The sequence below is a fragment of the Nostoc sp. LEGE 12454 genome (genome assembly GCF_056620565.1).
This window is the reverse complement of record NZ_JBWQXL010000004.1, coordinates 267,709-286,407: the sequence shown is the minus strand read 5'-3', so window position 1 is coordinate 286,407 and position 18,699 is coordinate 267,709. Positions and strand designations below refer to the sequence as shown.

The following is an 18,699-nucleotide window of genomic DNA, read 5'->3' as shown; positions in this document are numbered from 1 at the left end:
GGTGCAGCGTGGAAATAGCAAAAATTTGGGACATTATTTGGGATAACGAACCTTTTCATTGGGCAACTGCTTTTGTATTAGTAGTTGCAATTTTTGTCGAACTTTACACATTATGGCAGTATTGGCGCTCAGAGTGTGGCATAACTGGAACCTCGATTAAATTTTTGATTAATTTGAAAAAGGGTAAAAATGTAAAGCTTTTAGACAAAGTTCGCCCCTGGTTAAAAGAGCATCTAGGAACCGATGACTTTAGTAGATTCAAACAACAAGATGGTAATTTTATACTGGTAAAGTATCCATCTGTCTTAGCCCATCCCATACCTCGTAGTTCCCTGCGCTTTGTGATAACCTTGTGTACTGCGATCGGTGTTTTAGGAACCTTTTATGGTATACAAGAGGGACTGCAAGGAATCAATTTATCTACAGAAAATCCTAAAGAATTGATGACTGCCAGTAAAGGGCTACTGGTAGGAATGAAAACAGCTTTTTCCACTTCCCTGATGGGGCTTGGTTCTGGTAGCTTGTTTACTCTAGTTTTGTTTGGGTGTGATTCGCTAAAACAGAAGCGGCGTGATAGCCTGCGTCAAAAATTGAAGGTGATCGCAACCTTAAAAACGGCAGACAATAGCAACCATGAAGTAGCTGAAGCACTTAGTCTTGTAGCAAAAAGCTTGACTGGGTTAAAGCAGCTAAATGCAGAAGGCATTGGTCAAGCTGTAGGTAGAAGTATTGCAGAACAATTCGCAGGTTTAAATCAATTGTCAGCCCAAGCTATTGGTCAAGCCGTAGGTCAGCAGATTAAGCCAGCCTTGGGAGAAATATTCAAAGAACAGAAAAAACTCCGAGAAATTCAAGAAAACCAGGGACAGAGAGTTTTAGAAGAACTCATCAAAGATTTGCGAATTCAGGTACTCGAACCGATTGCAGATCGGCTAGATAAAAGTGCAGAGTTAACCCAACAAGCTTCTGAAGCTGTACTGACTCTACATAGAGAATTGGGCGGTATCTCTCAAAGTTTGGCAAATTCCATCCTGACAATTGAAAACTTTCAAAAAGAGACTTTAGTAGAACTTCAAGGATTTGCTAAGAATTTGGGATACACTCTCAATCAATTTCAAACAGATACAAGAGGTGTTTTACAACAAACAGCCGACGAAATTAATCGAGCTGTAGATCAGAGTATCCAGGGAATGACAGCCCAGCGAAGTGCTTTTAAAGAAAGTGCAGTAGAAGCTGCTGCTACCTTCCGAGGAATTCGAGAGGAACTTCAGACAGCGCTACAAGAACGGGCAATAGTAGAACAGCAAATGCTTCAAGGATTTGCTAACAATATGGGACAAACTTTGAGTCAATTCCAAACTGAAACTACAGGAGTTATACAACAAACATCTCACGAAATTAATCGAGCTGTAGATAAGAGTATCGAAGGAATGACAGCCCAGCGAAGTGCTTTTGAAGCCAGTGCAGTGCAAGCTGCTGCTACCTTCCAAGGAATTCGAGAGGAACTTCAAACAGCGCTACAAGAACGCGCAGCAGTAGAACAGCAGATGCTTCAAGCTACTCGGACTGGAATTATCCAAATTCTCACCCAAGCAAATAAAACCTTTCACGAGCAAACTAATACTCTACAAACAGTGGGTAATCAAGCTTCTGGATTGATGAATGATGCGAAGGATAATCTTCTGGCTACTTTAGTAAATATCGACGCAACACTTACAGCAACTCGCCATACAGTAGAAGATGATTTGACAAGATTTAGAGAAGAATATCAAACAAATTTACAGACGTTCTTTGAACAACAAAATAACTTACTTGAGGGGACGCTAGGCAAACAACGAGATGGATTATCTGGGATTGTCAACAATCTCGATCAAGTCTTCCGAGAAGAATCTCAAAGGCGTAGTGAATTGACTCAAGAAGTAGATAAAAGCATGACTAAAATTCAGGTGTCTGTAGAACAAATTAACAGATTAGTTAGTGCGGCTGGATTAAACGATACACAACGACTAATGCAACTACAAGAACTTGCTCGTGATATTGGCGAACAAGTGAAAATAGTAGACAATTCATACAGAAATTTGAATCGAAAATTTGACGATAGCCTTCAGGCTTGGCAGGGTCATCTTGAAGTTTCTATGCAAAGGACTGTTGACTCACAGTTAAGCTTTTTCCAACAGGCGGATACTTCTATGGCTAGAGTTTGTGGAGGTTTGCTAGAGACAGCAAAAGTTCTAGTTGCTGCACATGATAACCGCCAATTTGGTAATGGTGGAAGCAATCATGGATGATTTTATCAGAGGTGAAATTGATGCAGAGATTATAGAGGATGATGACTCTAGTATCTATCTGTCTATAGGCGATCTGATGTCTGGTTTACTAATGTTTTTTGCTTTGCTATTTATTACTGCACTACTCCAGCTTGCACAAAAGGATGTACCAAAACGGGTAGTAATTGGTAATGTTGTGGGACAGATGAAAAGTAACAATATCAATGTCAAAGTAAACCCGGAAACTGGGGATGTCAGTATCCAAGAATCAATTCTTTTTGCCAAGGGAAGTACAGAACTTAAACCAGAAGGTAAAGCCTTTTTACGCCGCTTTATTCCTGTTTACAGTGGGGTTATTTTTTCAAAACCAGAATTTGAGCAGGAAATTAGCCGCGTAGTTATAGAAGGTCATACTAGCTCAGATGGAGACGATAAAACTAATTTACAACTAAGCTTGTTGCGATCATCATCAGTTTACAACTACATTTTTTATGATATTAATTTCTCTACCAAAGCACCTTTAAGCCAGAAAATATTAGCTGCTGGTCGGGGAGAAATTGAATCTGACAAAAAACGTGATAATCCAGGCGATCGCAAGGTAGTTTTCCGCTTTCAGTTTCGCAGTGATGAGTTAAAAAAAGATATCGTAAAAACCTCTCTCTAAAGGAGCTACAACTTTGAATTATCAGTTTTCTATTCCTTCCCTACCTGAAACTCCCAAATGTAGTCCTAATCAACTTATTCAGCTTGCAAGTAACTTACCAGATGCAACAATATCAATACCAAGTGTTGATAAAATATTGGAAGCTATTGAACAGGGTAAAGCCGATCAACTAAGTAAGTTGGACTGGATTTACTGCATCTATGCTAAAGCACAGTGGGATCAGCAAAATATTGACCAATCCAGGAAAACATCAGCAGCCATTTGGAAGGTAGCAATTTATAACTCATGGTTGCAACATCAGCTATTGTGGCGTTTAGCTCTTTATTATAGTGGTCATCAAGAACACGTGTTAGCAAAGTCTTTAGCTGAATCTTTTGATATCTTTGCTCATTCTGACTTAGTTAGTCACCTGCTACCAGTTCAAATTATTCGGGCGCTTTGTAGTAAACAAGCTGGTAGAGAATTAGCAAAAATTGCTTGTGAACAGCGTATTAATAGAACTGAATTGCTAAACACAATCAAAGAATATTTACCTATTTGGATTCCATTATTTAGCAAATTTATAGAAGATATAACCCCCTATTTTACTACGATTCGCTCTCCAAGTCAGCAGCAAGTAAGATGGTTGTTAAGTTGTTTGGATGAAATGTCAGAGAGTCAGCAAATAAAAGCTGTTAATCATTTGCTAACTAATGTTTCCAATGATATAGCAAGCAATCATTCTTTACTGGTTGATTGGTTGAGACATAACTATAGAAATGGTGAAAATTGGTATAAGCTTTCAGATCCAGCAAGGCAAAGACTTCGAGAGTGGATTGGAGGTATCAATTATGGTGATTTCCAAAAGTTAGTAAATCTCATATTGAACAAGCTGGATTTAGAAAACTTCGAGTCAAATCGGCTATGTAGTCGCAGGGATTTTTGGGCTAATTACAGTAACCGCTTTGAACGGCTTCGTATCTTGTTACCCAAGACATCACAAATTGCCATAGGGTATGAAATCCAAGGTGATGTTGATCTATTAGAGGATGATGGTAGCGACCCAACAGAGGTTTGTATATTTGATTTTGGTGAGTGGTTTGTAGTCGAATTCTTTCGTGGAAGAGGTAGTGAGACGCGCCTGTTTCCGAAAAATTCCAGGAATCAGCAAATTCTTTTCGGTGAATCCACACTTTCAGTCAAACGCATTCGCTGTCTGGGTGGCGATAAGCACGATCATGTATTTCTTTGGCAGGTATTTTCCCGCACCTGGCTTGCAAATAAGGGAATTTTGCCTAATCCAAATACCCAGCCTTCTAGAAATCCTACAACACCTCAATTACAAGAGCGAGAAAACAAGCTTGAGCGGTGGAAAAGAGAAATTGAGTATCTAGAACGGGAAGCTAAAGCCTATGTGTGATGTTAGAAATTTTTCTAGAGACTACTGATGCACAATAATGGTGTCTCGATTTATTTCAATATAGGAATGCTGCTTAAACAATTCAACTACACATTGGAAGTTAGCTATAAATAGGGATTCCAATTCTGAGTTATTGATATTACCTGTCGTTATTAAAAGTAGTTTATAAGGTTCCTGAACTGTTAAAAAAGAGTTGACCAAATCCACATCTTTAGTAATTAAAATTCGATTTTGTTGAATTGATATGGTATTAATCTCATTATCTGGCGTAGCAGTGTTATCCATAAACTCTTACCATATTTTTGTTGTCATCTTCTAATTCTAGATGCGAACTGACAGCAGTCCATTGCGATCGCACCGAGTCAAATGTTAAAACTTTGGGTGTATTGACTTATACGCAAATTACCCCAATTGTAGGGCGATCGCATACATTCAACCCTCTTCAAAATGCACCACAACCACGTTAAGCTGAATTAGAGTGGCAATTTATTGCGCATTTTAATATGCAAATCTCTGTCTTTGTCAAATTTTAATTTTTTCTGCTTGAGAAACCCGGAATGCTAGACCGAATTTTTGATTACCTCGACTTTCATTTCAGCGTTGAAGCCCCTATAGTTCTGCTGATCCTGGTGGTTTTAGAGGCGCTGTTATCTGCCGACAATGCCATCGCCTTGGCTGCGATCGCTAGGGGGCTGGAAGACAAAGAACTTGAGCGTAAAGCTTTGAACTTTGGTTTAGTCGTTGCCTATGTGCTGCGAATCTCCCTGATTCTCACTGCCACTTGGGTACAACAATTCTGGCAATTTGAATTATTGGGCGCTGCTTATCTGCTGTGGTTGGTATTCCAACACTTTACCTCGGAAGAAGTCAAGGACGATCGCCATCACGGGCCGCGTTTTAATTCATTGTTGCAAGCCATACCCGTGATTGCATTTACAGATTTGGCATTTTCTTTGGATAGCGTGACAACTGCGATCGCAGTTTCTCAAGAAAAATGGCTAGTGCTAACGGGTGCAACAATTGGTATTATTACGCTGCGATTTATGGCGGGATTGTTCATCCGTTGGCTAGACGAATATGAAAACCTAGAAGATGCAGGCTATGTAACTGTAGCCTTGGTAGGCTTGCGCCTGTTGTTGAAAGTGGTGAACGATAGTTTAGTTCCACCAGAATGGATCATGATTGCTGCCATCTTCCTGATTTTAGGCTGGGGATTTTCTAAGCGTGTTGGTACTGAATTACCCCAAGAAGAACCAGAAAAGAGCGAAGTCTCTAAATAAGTGAGGAGTTAGGAGTGAGGAGTGAGGAATTTTGAACTCCTAACTCCTAACTTTTAACTCCTAACTCTCCCTTACTCGTGCAACCAAGGCGTTAAATGTGGTTGCCAACTGACCAATTCTTCATCCTTAAACCATAAGGCTACTTCCTGTTGAGCGGTTTCTGGAGCATCAGAACCGTGGATTAAATTGCGACCAATATTCAGCCCAAAATCGCCGCGAATCGTTCCTGGCTCTGCTGTTAAGGGGTTTGTCGCACCAATAATCTTTCTGGCAGATGCAATAACGCCATCACCTTCCCATACCATCGCTACCACTGGGCTAGAAGTGATAAATTCGACTAGACCACCAAAAAAGGGACGTTCTCGGTGAACACCATAGTGTTGTTCAGCCAATTCCCGACTGACTTTCAGTAACTTTAAACCAACTAAGGTAAAACCTTTAGTTTCAAAGCGACGGATAATTTCTCCCACTAATCCCCGCTGGACTCCATCAGGCTTAATTGCTAAAAATGTGCGCTCCATTGCTATCTCCCAAAGCTTAATAAAGTTTTTATCTAGTCAATTGTCCTTTGTCCTTTGTCCTTTGTCCAAGGGTTTTGCACTAATGACCAATAGTTCGACTTAACTCGGCTCCGGCTCCATCGAGCGAAGTCGAGATGCTCGGCACGAGTCGCTCAGTACAAGTGACGAATGACAATGACCAATGACTAATGACATACGACTCTTGACCAATCAGAGTTTATCTCAGAAATTATCCTTGGGTGCATATACGTTCCTAAATGAATGCGCTAAATTGTTAACTCGTGGGTGAAAAACAGAGGTTAGGAAGAAATGGGTGTTGAGTCAACTGCTACATCTGACGAGGTGGTACAAGTACCGTCCAATGGACAAAAATCTGAAGTGAAAAATCATAAACAAAAAAAACTCTTACCACCGAGTCCTACCACAGGAGATTTACCTCGCTCCTGGAAAATTGAGGATAGCGAAGCCTTGTACCGTATTGAAGGATGGGGACAACCTTATTTTTCCATTAGCGCTGCTGGTCACGTTACCGTGTCACCCAAGGGCGATCGCGGGGGATCTCTTGACTTGTTTGAATTGGTCAATGCCATGAAGCAGCGCAACTTGGGACTTCCCATGTTGATTCGCTTTTCTGATATTTTGGAAGACCGGATTGAGCGGTTGAACGCTTGTTTTAATAAAGCGATCGCTCGCTACAATTACCCTGGTGTCTACCGTGGTGTATTTCCCGTCAAATGCAATCAAGAACGGCATTTGATTGAGGATTTAGTGAAATTTGGCAAACCCCACCAATTTGGTTTAGAAGCCGGTTCCAAACCAGAACTAATGATTGCTCTAGCTGTGTTGGATACACCAGGAGCATTGTTAGTTTGCAACGGCTACAAAGACCGAGAATACATTGAAACGGCAATGTTAGCCCAAAGATTAGGGCAAACACCAATCATCGTCTTAGAACAGATTGAAGAAGTTGATTTGGTGATTGATGCCAATCGCCAGTTAGGTATTAAGCCGATATTAGGTGTTCGTGCTAAACTCAGTACCCAAGGTATGGGACGTTGGGGAACCTCTAGTGGCGATCGCGCTAAATTTGGTTTGACAATGCCTGAAGTCATCGAGGCTGTTGACAAGTTACGCGAAGCTAACCTGCTCGATTCTTTGCAGTTGATGCACTTCCATATCGGCTCACAAATCTCTGCCATTAATGTGATTAAAGATGCTATCCAAGAAGCCAGCCGCATTTATGTGGAATTGGCAATGCTGGGAGCTGATATGAAATACCTTGATGTTGGTGGCGGCTTGGGCGTAGATTATGATGGCTCTCAAACCAACTTCTATGCATCGAAAAATTACAACATGCAGAACTATGCCAATGACATCGTGGCAGAGTTAAAAGATACCTGTGCAGAGCGGCAGATTACCGTACCAACACTGATTAGTGAAAGTGGACGAGCGATCGCTTCCCATCAGTCGGTGCTGATTTTTGATGTTCTCAGTACTAGTGATGTTCCTCTCGACAACCCAGAACCTCCACAAGAGGGAGAATCCCCGATTATTAATTATCTTTGGGAAACTTACCAATCCATCAACAAAGAGAATTATCAAGAGTTCTACCATGACGCTGCACAATTCAAAGAAGAAGCCATCAGTCGCTTCAACTTAGGAATTTTACGTCTCAGAGAACGAGCCAAAGCCGAACGCCTCTACTGGGCTTGCTGTCAAAAAATTCTTACCATCACTAGACAGCAAGAATACGTACCCGATGAACTGGAAGACCTAGAGAAAATCATGGCTTCCATCTACTACGTGAATATGTCAGTGTTCCAATCAGCACCAGACTGCTGGGCGATCGATCAGCTATTCCCGATCATGCCAATCCACCGCTTAGGTGAAGAACCAACGCGGCGGGGAATTTTGGCAGACCTCACCTGCGACAGTGATGGTAAAATCGACCGCTTTATTGACCTGCGCGATGTCAAGTCGGTTTTAGAACTGCACACCCATAAGCCCGGAGAACCTTATTATTTGGGAATGTTCTTGAATGGAGCTTACCAAGAAATCATGGGCAATTTGCACAACCTATTTGGCGACACCAACGCCGTTCACATTCAATTAACGCCCAAAGGCTACCAAATTGAACACGTTGTCAAAGGTGACACCATGAGCGAAGTAGTAAGCTACGTCCAGTATGACTCCGAAGATATGGTGGAAAACATTCGCCAGCGCTGCGAGAAAGCATTAGAAGAAAAGCGCATTACCCTAGCGGAATCTCAACGACTGCTGCAAACCTACGAGCAGAGTCTTAGAAGATATACGTACTTAAATAGTTAGGAGTTAGGAGTGGAGAGTTAGGAATAAAGTTAAGAGTTAGAAGTGAAGAGTGAAACACAAAATAATAACTCCTAACTCCTAACTCCTAACTTTAATTTACGTTCGTCCCTAACAATTCCTCTATCGCCTGTCGCTCAACAGGGGTATGTGATGGCGGTGTCTGACGAGCATCAGTAATCAGCCAGTCTAAAGCAGCGGCTTGAACATCGATCGCAGCGCCAGTTTTATCTACGCAATAACGTCCAAATACTAGCTTATCGACTAACCGGACTCCAGGGCCCAGGCGCGACCATTCAAAAATCACGCTGTTTTCCACTGTTGCACCACTACATATCCAACAATTGGGGCCAATCATCGCTGGCCCGACAATTTTAGCTCCGTCTTCGATTCTCGTCATCCCGCCAATGTAAACGGGACCTGTGATATCCACTTTGTCCCAATTTACGGCAACATTTAAACCAGTGTAGATGCCAGGGGCGACTTCATGACCAGGAATTTGCACATTTTTGATTTCACCTAGCAGCACACCGCGAATCGCCCGCCAATAGTCTGGGACTTTACCAATATCTACCCATTCAAAGTCCATAGGAATGGCGTAAAAGGGGGCTTTGATTTCTACCAATTTGGGAAACAATTGGCTACCAATGTCATATTCAACATCAGAGGGAATATAGTTAAAAACCTCTGGCTCAAAGATGTAAATACCTGTGTTGATGTTGGTGCTGAGGGCTTCTTCAGTTGAAGGTTTTTCTTGGAAAGCTTTGACACGTCCCTCTTCGTCAGTCACAACCACACCATAGCTAGAAACTTCTTCCTTGGGGACAGATTTAGTGATAATGGTAGCGATCGCTCCTTTGGATTTATGCCATTTAACAGCCGCAGTTAAATCCAGGTCAATTAAAGCATCACCACATAAAACTACAAAGGTATCATCAAAAAACGGTGAGAAGTCTTGGATGCGCCGCATCCCTCCAGCTGAACCTATCGCTTCGCCTACCAGTTTACCATCGTCATCAATTTTCCCTTCAAACGAATAGGCAATCTGCACCCCAAACCGCTGACCATCACGGAAATAGTTTTCTATTTCCTCAGCCAAATGACTAACATTGACTAGAATCTGGTCAAATCCATGATGGCGTAACAGTTCCAGTAAGAACTCCATCACTGGCTTTTGCAGGATGGGCATCATCGGCTTGGGCATAGTGTACGTAATCGGACGCACGCGAGTACCCTTGCCAGCCGCGAGAATCATCGCTTTCATAAAAATTTATTCCTCAACCACAAGCCAGTTTACTTTCATCGAGTGATACTTAATCATCAGTTTTTATTTCTGCTCTAAGTCATCCCCCACAATAGGGATAACAGGAATTTAGTGGTTATTACAACCATCGGTATACTTAGATGACAAGCGATCGCTTATCTTTTCAATTTACTCGGATTTTGCGGCTGAATCAAAAATCTATGACAATGTAGGAAGTAGCTATGCTGGAGCCAAGAGGAAAACCCCATAAATAAATTCCTATTTTTCTCACAAGTCAGCCTGAAATCTTGATGCCTGCGCTCTAGATTTAAATTGTTTTGTCTTTCCATACATAAATTTAGGGCGCTGTTACCCGTGACAGAGCGAAATTCTAGATAAATTATCTGTATAACTACGACTATTTTTGACTTTCTTAGTTCATCGGATTCTCAAAAGGTTTGCCGATATTAGCTGAATCTCTAATTAAGCGAATTTTAATTTCATGGTAAAAGTCCTCTTGAAATAGCTCTACTTTCGATTGAGCCGAGAGTAATAGTAGTGCCCAGAAAACGCTAACTAGGTTACTGTGTTTAGACTCATGTCCAGACCCATGTCCAGACCCATTTTGGTTAAGAAGCTTTGTCTTAGTCCATAATTCTACAAGTTGTTCTAAATTCAACCAATTTTGTTCTAAACTTAGCTCTCTTGTCGACAATTTCAACACCTGCTCCAGTTCCCCAGCGACTTCTGTCAGATTTTCTTGGTGAGCTAACTCCAGCGCCTCTCGCATACTTTGAACGCTAGGTTGACGCCTGGGACGGATAGGTTTGCTGACTTTTTCTACCAGTTTCAGTTGGTTAGCCATAATCTGCAATTGCTCAATTAACTCTTGCAGAGTCACCCGGCGCTTTGGTGGTGGCATTGCCGCTGGACGACGACGTAATTGCCGTTCTAAGGGTAGACGATGACCCTGATGTAATACACCGTCTTCACCTTCCAATAGGGCATCATCTTCTACACCATCTTGTGCATCTCCGACTGTTGACAATTGCATCAAGGTATTTGCCTTGAATAATACCAGCATTGATGCTGATAAAAATGCCTGTCCAGATTGAGACAAGTCCGCTTCATAGCCTCTTGTTATTGCCCCCGGTGCCATCAGTTCTAAATAGCGGTCAATCACCTCAATCACTTGGACATCCCAAGGATCAATTTCCCCCTGCTCGGCTTGGTAAATCAAAAATGTAATTGTTTCTAACAGCTCGGAAGCTTCCATCAACAGGTTCTAAGTTAATTAATGAGAATAAAAAGACTGTAAATTCAAGACTAAACTAATTGACTATTAACAAAGCGTGTACTCTATACATTCGCTTGCGCTTCTTTTTTGAGAAATTGCCTGCTGGCAATATCCTCTAAAATTTGTAATCGATTACCATTGTGAATTGTGAGATTAGATTGTGCAACTTTTGACCTTGGGCATTGGGCATAAAAGGCAGAGGTGCGGAGGGGCAGAGGGGCAGAGGAGAAAAACTTACTGCAACTTTCTCCCCTGCTCCCCTGCTCCCTTGCCCCTCTGCCCCTCTGCCGCCTTAATCAGGGGGCGGGTCACGGGTAATAGTAACAGTTGAGACAAAATCACTCGGCTTGCCGCTCTTAATAGCATCGAAAGTGCCCTTAATAGTACCAGCAATTGGAACAGCAACAAGTGTCCCTAACAAGCCAGCAATCTCAAATCCCATCAAAATAGCTACAAAAATCCAGATGGGATTCAGCCCGATAAAATTGCCGAGTAACCTGGGAGCTAACAAGTTATCTTTAAGCTGTTGCATGAGAATTGCCGCGATCGCAACTTGAACTGCTAACCACCAATTTTGCAGTAGTACTAAAATTATCACCAGACCAATACCGAGAGATGCCCCAATAAAGGGAATGAGTTCTGAAATACCGATTAAGATGGCAAACAACAGGGCAAAGGGCACTTTTATCACTAAGAATATTGGTGTCAGGGTTAGCACCATGAACAATCCTAGTAATAGCTGGCCGAGGAAAAAGTTCTGAAAGTTTAAGCGCAAGGATGTGGCTAGGGGATCTCCAACATTAGAGGGCAAAAGATTGATCAGACCATACCAGACGCGATCGCCATATAAAAGCATATAAAATGCAAGCACAATGACTAACACTAAGTCAAGTAATCCGGAAAGCAGTGTTCCAGCAAATCCTACTGCACCAGAAGCTAGCTGTTGCACTACATTCTGAATGTTGGCATTGATTTGACTGCTCACAACCCTGAGATCGATTGGCAAACGTCGTTGCTTTGCCAACATCTCAAACTGCTCTAGGTTTGCTTGACTAGCGCCTAACCAATCAGGAATCTTATTTAACAGTTGGATTGTTTGGTCTATAATCAACGGCACTAAGGTGACGCCCAGAATCCCAAGCAGCGTTAATGTTGCCAGTAAAACTATGATCACCGCCTGAGTGCGCGTGATCCGGGCACGTTCAAAGAACTTAACCGGGTAATTTAGTAGAAAAGCCAGAATCGCCGCAATGCTCAAGACAGTAATGGGATGCTGGAAATAGCGAAAAAGCAAGGATAGTAGCCAGATATTGAGAGCGATAACTGGACCGCTCAGACCATAAATTAACAGACGTTGGAGGGAGGCCGAACGGCGCATTTTATGCAACCTATTTTAAATATTCTTTGAGAGAGTTTGTAAAATTCTTGATGGCGCTGATCGTCATCCGATCATCATCATAGATATTTTTGAGAAAGATATATATAAGCGTATCTGATAGCAAGGAAACAAATCACAATGGACAAAACCGTAGCTGACCTTCGCAAAGACTACACTTTGGAAGGTTTGAGCGAACTCGAAATAGACCTCAATCCTTTTATCCAATTTAAAAAATGGTTCGATCAGGCACTAACAGCACAACTCCCCGAACCTAATGCTATGACCATTGCCACTGCCACGCCAGACGGTAAGCCTTCAGCCAGAATGGTGCTGCTTAAGGATTTTGATAAACGGGGCTTTACCTTCTTTACCAACTACAACAGTCATAAAGGACAAGAATTAGCAGAAAACCCCCAAGCGGCTTTAGTCTTTTGGTGGGCAGAACTGGAACGTCAAGTCCGAATTTCGGGGTATGTGGAGAAAGTTTCCGAAACTGAGTCTGACCAATATTTTCACAGTCGCCCTGCTAACAGTCGCCTGGGTGCGTGGGTATCTAATCAAAGCGAGGTCATAGAAAGTCGAGAAGTCTTAGAGCGACGCTTGCAAGAGTTTCAAAGCAAACATGAAAATCAGGAGATTCTTCGACCACCTCATTGGGGAGGCTTACGAGTTATCCCTACAGAAATTGAGTTTTGGCAAGGACGCCCTAGCCGTCTGCACGATCGCTTGCTCTATAGCCGTTTAGATAATGGCACTTGGAAGATTGAGCGGTTGTCACCCTGATGAAGAGGCAAAGGGGCAGGGGAGCAGGGGAGCAGGGGAGAAATTGCAGTAAATTTTTCCCCTCTGCCCCTCTGCCCCTCTGCCCCTCTGCCCCTCTGCCCCTCTGCCCCTCTGCCCCTCTGCCCCCCTGCATCCCTTTTACCACTGGGCGATCGCATCTTGAATTGCTGCCCTTGCTTCTGATAGAGATTGGGTACGGGCATCTCCTTCATTCAGGCTATTAGCGTTAATAAATTGAATATCTGTAATCCCAATAAAGCCGAAAATCGCCCGCAGGTAGGGTTCTTGGAAATCATAAGCAAGAAAAGGAGATGTCGCGCTAAAGTCACCGCCGCGAGCTGTGATGATAACTGCCTTTTTGCCCTGGACTAACCCTTTAAAACCTTGAGCTTCTATTGCAACAGTCCGGTTAATGCGAACAATTTGGTCGATGTAAGCCTTAAAGGTGGAAGGTATATTAAAGTTATACATTGGCACTCCAAAGACGTAGCGATCGGCTGCCAAAAACTCATCAACCAGTTCGTTAGAAATCCTAAGTGCCTCAGTTAATTCTGGGGTATGGGTTTCTGGTGGTGAAAATGCCGCCGCAATCCAAGCTTCATCAACGTGAGGAACTGGGTGATGTCCTAAATCTCGATAGGCGATCGCATCTTCAGGATGCGCTGCCCTCCAAGCACTGACGAATTCCTTAGATAGTTCTCTGGAGTGCGATCGTTCACCACGGGGGCTGGAATCAATATGTAGAATGTTTACCACCAAATATCTCCTGATTAACTAGGATTTACTGCTTTTCCTTTTTTTGAGTTTCTATTTCAAAGCATTACATCAGATACTAAAAGTAACTAGTTACTAAAGTAAAGTAGTTACCATAAAGTAACTGTCGGATAATTTTGGCTAACTTATCGATGTCCGCTTCTACAAATCCTGATGCTTGCTCAATAAGTATTTTGATGTCCTTATTAACAGGGTCTTGGACTAGGAAACACGAACAATTTCTTTGGCTAATTCGTTATGACTCATTTTTATAAAAAGCTGGGTAAAGTGTAAAAAAAGCCGATGCATTTTCCATCGGCTTCGCTAATAATATTCAACAGATAAATAGTTTACTGTTCCTGGATTGCTGCTGTTTTGGGAGGAAACTGAATTCTTGGATCTGGCATGAAATTGTATCTCAAGTACAATCCCCCTGAGACAAACAGGATAATTAACAACCCACCAATACCAAGCGGACTAGGAAGCCAGAAAACAGCTTCTATGTGGTTTAGCTCACCAGGCTGGAGTTTCCACACTAATTGATTGCCATTTTTTTCTGGCTCAATTGCAGTTTCAGTTAGTTGAATATTTTTGGCTCCCCAAGGAGTCTTTAAGCTAAATTCTAAATCGAGAATTGAACCAGCATTAGCTAGGACGTTACCTTTGCTGGCAATTAGAGAGAGCGATCGCAAATCCAAATCATAAATCAACCGATTTCGGACTAAAAGTAAAAAATTATTCTGCTCCAAAAGGACGTTTGATTCAATTTTCGGCAGTTCTGAGTCAGATTGGCTCTCTACAGACTCAGAGGGTTGATTCGCACGGGAGTTAAAGAATTCGTTGAATTTCTCTTGCAATTCTGTACCATTGCTAAAAGGAATTGTGACGATGATTTCTTCTTGGGAAACTCGCTGTGCTTTACCTTCAAGTTGACGGGCGCGACGTTCTATGCTGTTTAACCATTCGTAGACCGAATCGCCACTAAAGCTAGTTAGCCGTTCTCCCAACTTAATATGCTGTACTAGTTCACCACTATTTGAGTTGTCAAAATTAAGCCCCACATCGTACTTTACACAGCCAGTCAGTAGGAGAGATGTTAACAGCACTAGCCACAGAATAGGATTTCGGATGGGAAAAACCCGGTTCATTCGATTTCGACCATTCAGCCGTGAGGGCAATTTCATATTTGCCAACACAAAATTAAATGATCTGACTAACCACAAGAAAATCTTTCCGAAAATTGAAGAATTCATAACTATAAATCTCCCCAAAAGTCAAACTTTTTAACCAATCTTGACTTCTTAGTATTGTTTGAGATTCCTGAAATACCATTTTGATGGCTCTGGGACTGGGTAAGAAAATATGAGTAAGATTTGGATCTGAATCTTCATTCAAATCTTCCCAGTCCCCAATCCAAAATTGTTATCAGCCAGGGGTTCCTGAAAAACTCAACCAAACCAAGTACGAGATGGTTAAACCAATGGCAATTAGCGCCACCCAGATAAAGCGATTATCTCTGGTATTGACCTGACTGAGGTCAACGAATTCTGGCTCGGCAGGTTTAGGCTTTTGCTCCCCAGAAGATTTAGTAGACTTAGCAGGTACAGAAATTTTGAGTTCATTATCGGCTAATGCGCCCAAATCGGGGATTTCGGTCATCCATTCGCTGGGTCTTTTCAGCTTTGGTGCTTTTAAGATATAAAGCATCCGCCGCGCTTGTTTGCTGATTTCAAAATGGGCATGGCGTTTGAGTCTTTCGCAAAGAGCGATCGCATCATCCGTGCGTCCAGCCGCTTCATAAGCTGTCACTAGATGAATTTCTACTTCGCCCCCAAGACGAGAATTACGAGCTAAGAGAGCGCTGGCTTTTTCTAAATTTTCTACGGCTTCACGGTATTGCCCATTCTCAAAGGCAAATTTCCCAGCCTGGTAGCGGGTTTTAGCAATTTCTAAACTTTCTGTACTCACGTCTTATACAAAAATTAGCACTATTTTTATTTTGCCAATGCCAGCAATCTTTTTGGAATCTTTTCAAAAGCTGGCAATCTGAAGCAGATAAACTTCTAAAATTTTAAGTAAGTAGCTGCAACTATTTTCTGATTAAAAATTCTGGTATCAAATGCACGTGAGCAAAATTATGTTGAAAATCAAGCATTCGCAACTGAATTGGCTCTTAGCAGGTATGACTTTAGTAGTGATGGGTGTAACCATTGCTCCAGCTTCCGCCCAGCGCGCGTTCGGGATTGATGGTGGTTATGGAGCCAGGCGATCGTCGCCTTCTGTGGGTTCCTTTATTTATGGTAGTCCGATTCCCATGCCTATGCCTGTAGACCCAACAACGGGACTGATGCCACAACGCAATCATTACCGCGATTATTCCTATCCCCAGTTCAGGCAGAACTTCAGAAATTCGATCCCGATCAATCCCATAATTCGAGACTCAACCCTAGTTAATCCAGTAATTATCAATAATTCATGGCGTCGTACACCATTTAGCGGCGGGCGATCGCGGGTTATTATTACCTATCCTCGATAGAGTAGGGAGTAGAGAAGATAAGGGAGGGGATAAGCAACTCCTCACTCTTCACTCCTCACTCAGCACTCTAATAGGTAAACTGCGAACCGAGAATCATCGTCCCAATCCCAACATCAGTAAAGATTTCTAGTAACAGGGCGTGGGGAATGCGACCATCGATGATGTGTGCGGCGCGGACTCCTTGAGCTAGCGATCGCACACAACAACTTACTTTGGGAATCATCCCACCGCTGACTATACCATTAGCAATTAACTCGCGGGCTTCGCGGATATCTACTTTCGGAATCAAAGTAGATTGGTCTTTGTAATCTTTTAAAATTCCACTGGTGTCGGTCAGTAAAATTAACTTTTCTGCACCTAATGCAGCAGCAATTTCCCCCGCTACGGTATCGGCGTTAATATTATAAGCTTGCCCAGTCTCGTCTGCGGCGACGCTAGAGACTACCGGAATATAGCCATTGCTAGCAAGGGTCTCCAAAATCTTAATATTCACATTGCTGACTTCTCCCACAAAACCGATGCCTTCTTGACCTTGGGAACGGGCTGTAAATAGATTACCGTCTTTACCGCAAAGCCCTACAGCCAATCCACCAGCTTGGTTAATCAGGGAGACAATTTCTTTATTGACTCGACCAACTAAAACCATTTCCACCACATCCATTGTGGCGGCATCAGTGACTCGCAAACCATTCTTAAATTGTGGTTCGATGCCCAGCTTATCTAACCAACTGTTAATTTCTGGGCCACCGCCGTGGACTACAATCGGACGCAAGCCGACGCAGGATAAGAATACAATGTCGCGGATAACTTTGTCTTTGAGTGCGCTATCTTTCATCGCTGCGCCACCATATTTGACAACAACAGTGCGACCGGCGAATTGTTGAATATAAGGTAGTGCTTCGCTTAGTACACGTACACGAGTAGCTTCAGTTTGCCTGATGTATTCAGAATCGTTGACCGTCATGAGGAGCCTAACAGAGAGAGTTAAAACCTATTTCAGTCAGTGTAGAAGACTTTGTAACTCCTCACAATCTCTGCTGCCAAAGTTGAGTATGTTTGTACCGATCAGCCATAGCTGTTTAGTTCGTCTCAGAAATGTGAAAATCTATAAGAGAAGGACTAGCAACCAAAATCGAAAATTATCAGGAGAAATATGGATATAACGATTCTCGATCGGCTAATTGAAGAATTAAAAGTTATGCCTGAAGACTTGCAATATCGAGTGCTGGAGTTTGCCAGAACTTTAGTAGGTTCGCAAATTCATGGTGTTCCAGGTAAAGAATTATTAAATTTTGCAGGTACAATATTACCAAACGATATTCAGTTGATGCGCGAAGCAATTGAACAAGGTTGCGAACAGGTAGATATAGATGAGTGGTAGATACCTGCTTGACACTAATATTATTATTGCTTTATTTGCAAATGATATCGCAGTAAATAATCAGCTAGTAAATGCAGAAGAAATTTTTATTCCTAGTGTTGCTATTGGTGAATTATTCTACGGTGCTAGAAAATCAGGGCGATCGCTCCTTCAAACTTCTAAAATTGAAATCATTCGGCTGAAGCTAGGGAATGAAAATGACCACGCTGCTAATTCAAACTGAAAGCACACCCCTAACGGTAAATTTCCCCTCCCTTGTGCAGATGACAAATGAGCAGTTCCACGAATTCTGCCAAGCCAATGGAGATTTGCGAATCGAGCGCACTGCTAATGGGGAAGTCATCATTATGCCACCAGCTTTTTCAGATACGGGCAACCGTAACTTTAACATTGCTGCACAGCTTGGGTATTGGACTGAACAAGATGGCACTGGCATAGGCTTTGACTCCAGTACAGGTTTTACGCTACCCAATGGAGCAATGCGTTCCCCTGATGCTTCTTGGATTGAACTGGAGCGCTGGAATGCCTTAACAGATGCACAAAAAGCTTCATTTGCACCAATTTGCCCCAGCTTTGTCATTGAGTTACGCTCATCCAGCGATCGCCTGATAAAATTACAAGAGAAAATGCAGGAGTACATCGATAACGGTGCGTTACTAGGCTGGTTAATTGATCGGCAGAATCGAAAAGTCTACATTTACCGTCCGAATCGAGAACTTGAAATTTTGGATAATCCCGAAGCAGTTAGTGGCAATCCAGAATTACCAGGATTTGTCCTACGGATGGGCAAAATTTGGTAACTTGAGTCTTCTTAATGAGAAACTTGTATTTTGAGAACGTTAGGAATTGCTTCCTCGTAATCCTTCATTGTT

Annotated in this window: 20 protein-coding genes; 11 read left to right on the top strand and 9 right to left on the bottom strand. The window is 42.4% G+C overall.

The annotated features are described in order from the left end of the window. Window positions 1-8: 8 nt before the first annotated feature. The 3 genes from AC1F2U_RS06780 to AC1F2U_RS06770 are packed head-to-tail and all read left to right on the top strand — an operon-like array spanning window position 9 to window position 4,330. Window positions 9-2,288, top strand: a complete 2,280-nt coding sequence (locus tag AC1F2U_RS06780; RefSeq protein ID WP_480260407.1) for a hypothetical protein — start codon at window positions 9-11, stop codon at window positions 2,286-2,288. Next, the gene (locus AC1F2U_RS06775) at window positions 2,266-2,931 is read left to right on the top strand and encodes an OmpA family protein (protein ID WP_480260406.1); all 666 of its coding nucleotides are present in this window, start codon (window positions 2,266-2,268) and stop codon (window positions 2,929-2,931) included. The genes AC1F2U_RS06780 and AC1F2U_RS06775 overlap by 23 nt, the downstream gene beginning before the upstream one ends. Window positions 2,932-2,944: 13 nt before the next feature. Next, a complete protein-coding gene (locus tag AC1F2U_RS06770) occupies window positions 2,945-4,330 on the top strand; it encodes an EH signature domain-containing protein (RefSeq protein WP_480260405.1) in 1,386 nt (461 codons plus the stop codon). A gap of 21 nt (window positions 4,331-4,351) precedes the next feature. On the opposite strand, the gene AC1F2U_RS06765 is transcribed toward AC1F2U_RS06770, so the two are convergent. Next, a complete protein-coding gene (locus tag AC1F2U_RS06765; protein WP_480260404.1) occupies window positions 4,352-4,615 on the bottom strand; it encodes a DUF5615 family PIN-like protein in 264 nt (87 codons plus the stop codon). Window positions 4,616-4,635: 20 nt separating this feature from the next. Here AC1F2U_RS06765 and AC1F2U_RS06760 point away from each other — a divergent pair, with 20 nt between their 5' ends. Both AC1F2U_RS06760 and AC1F2U_RS06755 read left to right on the top strand, forming a co-directional pair. Continuing rightward, window positions 4,636-4,797 carry a hypothetical protein gene (locus AC1F2U_RS06760; RefSeq protein ID WP_480260403.1) on the top strand — a complete coding sequence of 54 codons (162 nt, stop codon included), beginning with the start codon at window positions 4,636-4,638 and terminating at the stop codon, window positions 4,795-4,797. A 90-nt stretch (window positions 4,798-4,887) separates the two neighbouring features. Continuing rightward, window positions 4,888-5,610 carry a TerC family protein gene (locus tag AC1F2U_RS06755; protein ID WP_480260402.1) on the top strand — a complete coding sequence of 241 codons (723 nt, stop codon included), beginning with the start codon at window positions 4,888-4,890 and terminating at the stop codon, window positions 5,608-5,610. A gap of 71 nt (window positions 5,611-5,681) precedes the next feature. Here the strand turns inward: AC1F2U_RS06755 and ndk are convergent, their stop codons facing one another. Continuing rightward, complete coding sequence (ndk, locus tag AC1F2U_RS06750; protein ID WP_104910011.1) at window positions 5,682-6,131, bottom strand: nucleoside-diphosphate kinase; 450 nt, start codon at window positions 6,129-6,131, stop codon at window positions 5,682-5,684. A 309-nt stretch (window positions 6,132-6,440) separates the two neighbouring features. Here ndk and speA point away from each other — a divergent pair, with 309 nt between their 5' ends. Continuing rightward, complete coding sequence (gene speA / locus AC1F2U_RS06745) at window positions 6,441-8,459, top strand: biosynthetic arginine decarboxylase (RefSeq protein ID WP_480260401.1); 2,019 nt, start codon at window positions 6,441-6,443, stop codon at window positions 8,457-8,459. Window positions 8,460-8,550: 91 nt separating this feature from the next. Here the strand turns inward: speA and AC1F2U_RS06740 are convergent, their stop codons facing one another. The 3 genes from AC1F2U_RS06740 to AC1F2U_RS06730 all read right to left on the bottom strand — a co-directional run bounded on the left by AC1F2U_RS06740 (window position 8,551) and on the right by AC1F2U_RS06730 (window position 12,374). Then, window positions 8,551-9,720 carry a nucleotidyltransferase family protein gene (locus AC1F2U_RS06740; protein ID WP_194044580.1) on the bottom strand — a complete coding sequence of 390 codons (1,170 nt, stop codon included), beginning with the start codon at window positions 9,718-9,720 and terminating at the stop codon, window positions 8,551-8,553. Between the two features lie 412 nt (window positions 9,721-10,132). Next, on the bottom strand, window positions 10,133-10,975 hold the full coding sequence (locus tag AC1F2U_RS06735) for a segregation/condensation protein A (protein WP_480260400.1): 843 nt from the start codon (window positions 10,973-10,975) through the stop codon (window positions 10,133-10,135). Window positions 10,976-11,288: 313 nt separating this feature from the next. Continuing rightward, the gene (locus AC1F2U_RS06730) at window positions 11,289-12,374 is read right to left on the bottom strand and encodes an AI-2E family transporter (RefSeq protein ID WP_480260399.1); all 1,086 of its coding nucleotides are present in this window, start codon (window positions 12,372-12,374) and stop codon (window positions 11,289-11,291) included. 138 nt (window positions 12,375-12,512) lie between these two features. Between AC1F2U_RS06730 and pdxH the strand changes: the two genes are divergently transcribed. Next, complete coding sequence (pdxH, locus tag AC1F2U_RS06725) at window positions 12,513-13,157, top strand: pyridoxamine 5'-phosphate oxidase (protein ID WP_480260398.1); 645 nt, start codon at window positions 12,513-12,515, stop codon at window positions 13,155-13,157. A gap of 138 nt (window positions 13,158-13,295) precedes the next feature. On the opposite strand, the gene AC1F2U_RS06720 is transcribed toward pdxH, so the two are convergent. The 3 genes from AC1F2U_RS06720 to AC1F2U_RS06710 all read right to left on the bottom strand — a co-directional run bounded on the left by AC1F2U_RS06720 (window position 13,296) and on the right by AC1F2U_RS06710 (window position 15,878). Then, entirely contained in the window at window positions 13,296-13,913 is a 618-nt protein-coding gene (locus AC1F2U_RS06720) for an FMN-dependent NADH-azoreductase (protein WP_480260397.1), read from the bottom strand. A 347-nt stretch (window positions 13,914-14,260) separates the two neighbouring features. Next, the gene (locus AC1F2U_RS06715; RefSeq protein WP_480260396.1) at window positions 14,261-15,163 is read right to left on the bottom strand and encodes a DUF3153 domain-containing protein; all 903 of its coding nucleotides are present in this window, start codon (window positions 15,161-15,163) and stop codon (window positions 14,261-14,263) included. A 172-nt stretch (window positions 15,164-15,335) separates the two neighbouring features. After that, a complete protein-coding gene (locus tag AC1F2U_RS06710; protein WP_480260395.1) occupies window positions 15,336-15,878 on the bottom strand; it encodes a tetratricopeptide repeat protein in 543 nt (180 codons plus the stop codon). A gap of 169 nt (window positions 15,879-16,047) precedes the next feature. On the opposite strand from AC1F2U_RS06710, the gene AC1F2U_RS06705 reads away from it, so the two are divergent. Next, entirely contained in the window at window positions 16,048-16,446 is a 399-nt protein-coding gene (locus AC1F2U_RS06705) for a hypothetical protein (RefSeq protein ID WP_480260394.1), read from the top strand. Window positions 16,447-16,513: 67 nt separating this feature from the next. On the opposite strand, the gene argB is transcribed toward AC1F2U_RS06705, so the two are convergent. Continuing rightward, window positions 16,514-17,410 carry an acetylglutamate kinase gene (gene argB, locus AC1F2U_RS06700; RefSeq protein WP_480260393.1) on the bottom strand — a complete coding sequence of 299 codons (897 nt, stop codon included), beginning with the start codon at window positions 17,408-17,410 and terminating at the stop codon, window positions 16,514-16,516. A 189-nt stretch (window positions 17,411-17,599) separates the two neighbouring features. Here argB and AC1F2U_RS06695 point away from each other — a divergent pair, with 189 nt between their 5' ends. The 3 genes from AC1F2U_RS06695 to AC1F2U_RS06685 are packed head-to-tail and all read left to right on the top strand — an operon-like array spanning window position 17,600 to window position 18,627. Further along, window positions 17,600-17,827: a hypothetical protein gene (locus AC1F2U_RS06695; RefSeq protein WP_480260392.1), complete on the top strand. Its 228-nt coding sequence runs from the start codon at window positions 17,600-17,602 to the stop codon at window positions 17,825-17,827. Continuing rightward, entirely contained in the window at window positions 17,817-18,050 is a 234-nt protein-coding gene (locus AC1F2U_RS06690) for a PIN domain-containing protein (RefSeq protein ID WP_480260391.1), read from the top strand. Before AC1F2U_RS06695 ends, AC1F2U_RS06690 begins: the two co-directional genes overlap by 11 nt. Next, the gene (locus AC1F2U_RS06685) at window positions 18,025-18,627 is read left to right on the top strand and encodes a Uma2 family endonuclease (RefSeq protein ID WP_480260390.1); all 603 of its coding nucleotides are present in this window, start codon (window positions 18,025-18,027) and stop codon (window positions 18,625-18,627) included. Before AC1F2U_RS06690 ends, AC1F2U_RS06685 begins: the two co-directional genes overlap by 26 nt. Window positions 18,628-18,699 lie beyond the last annotated feature (72 nt).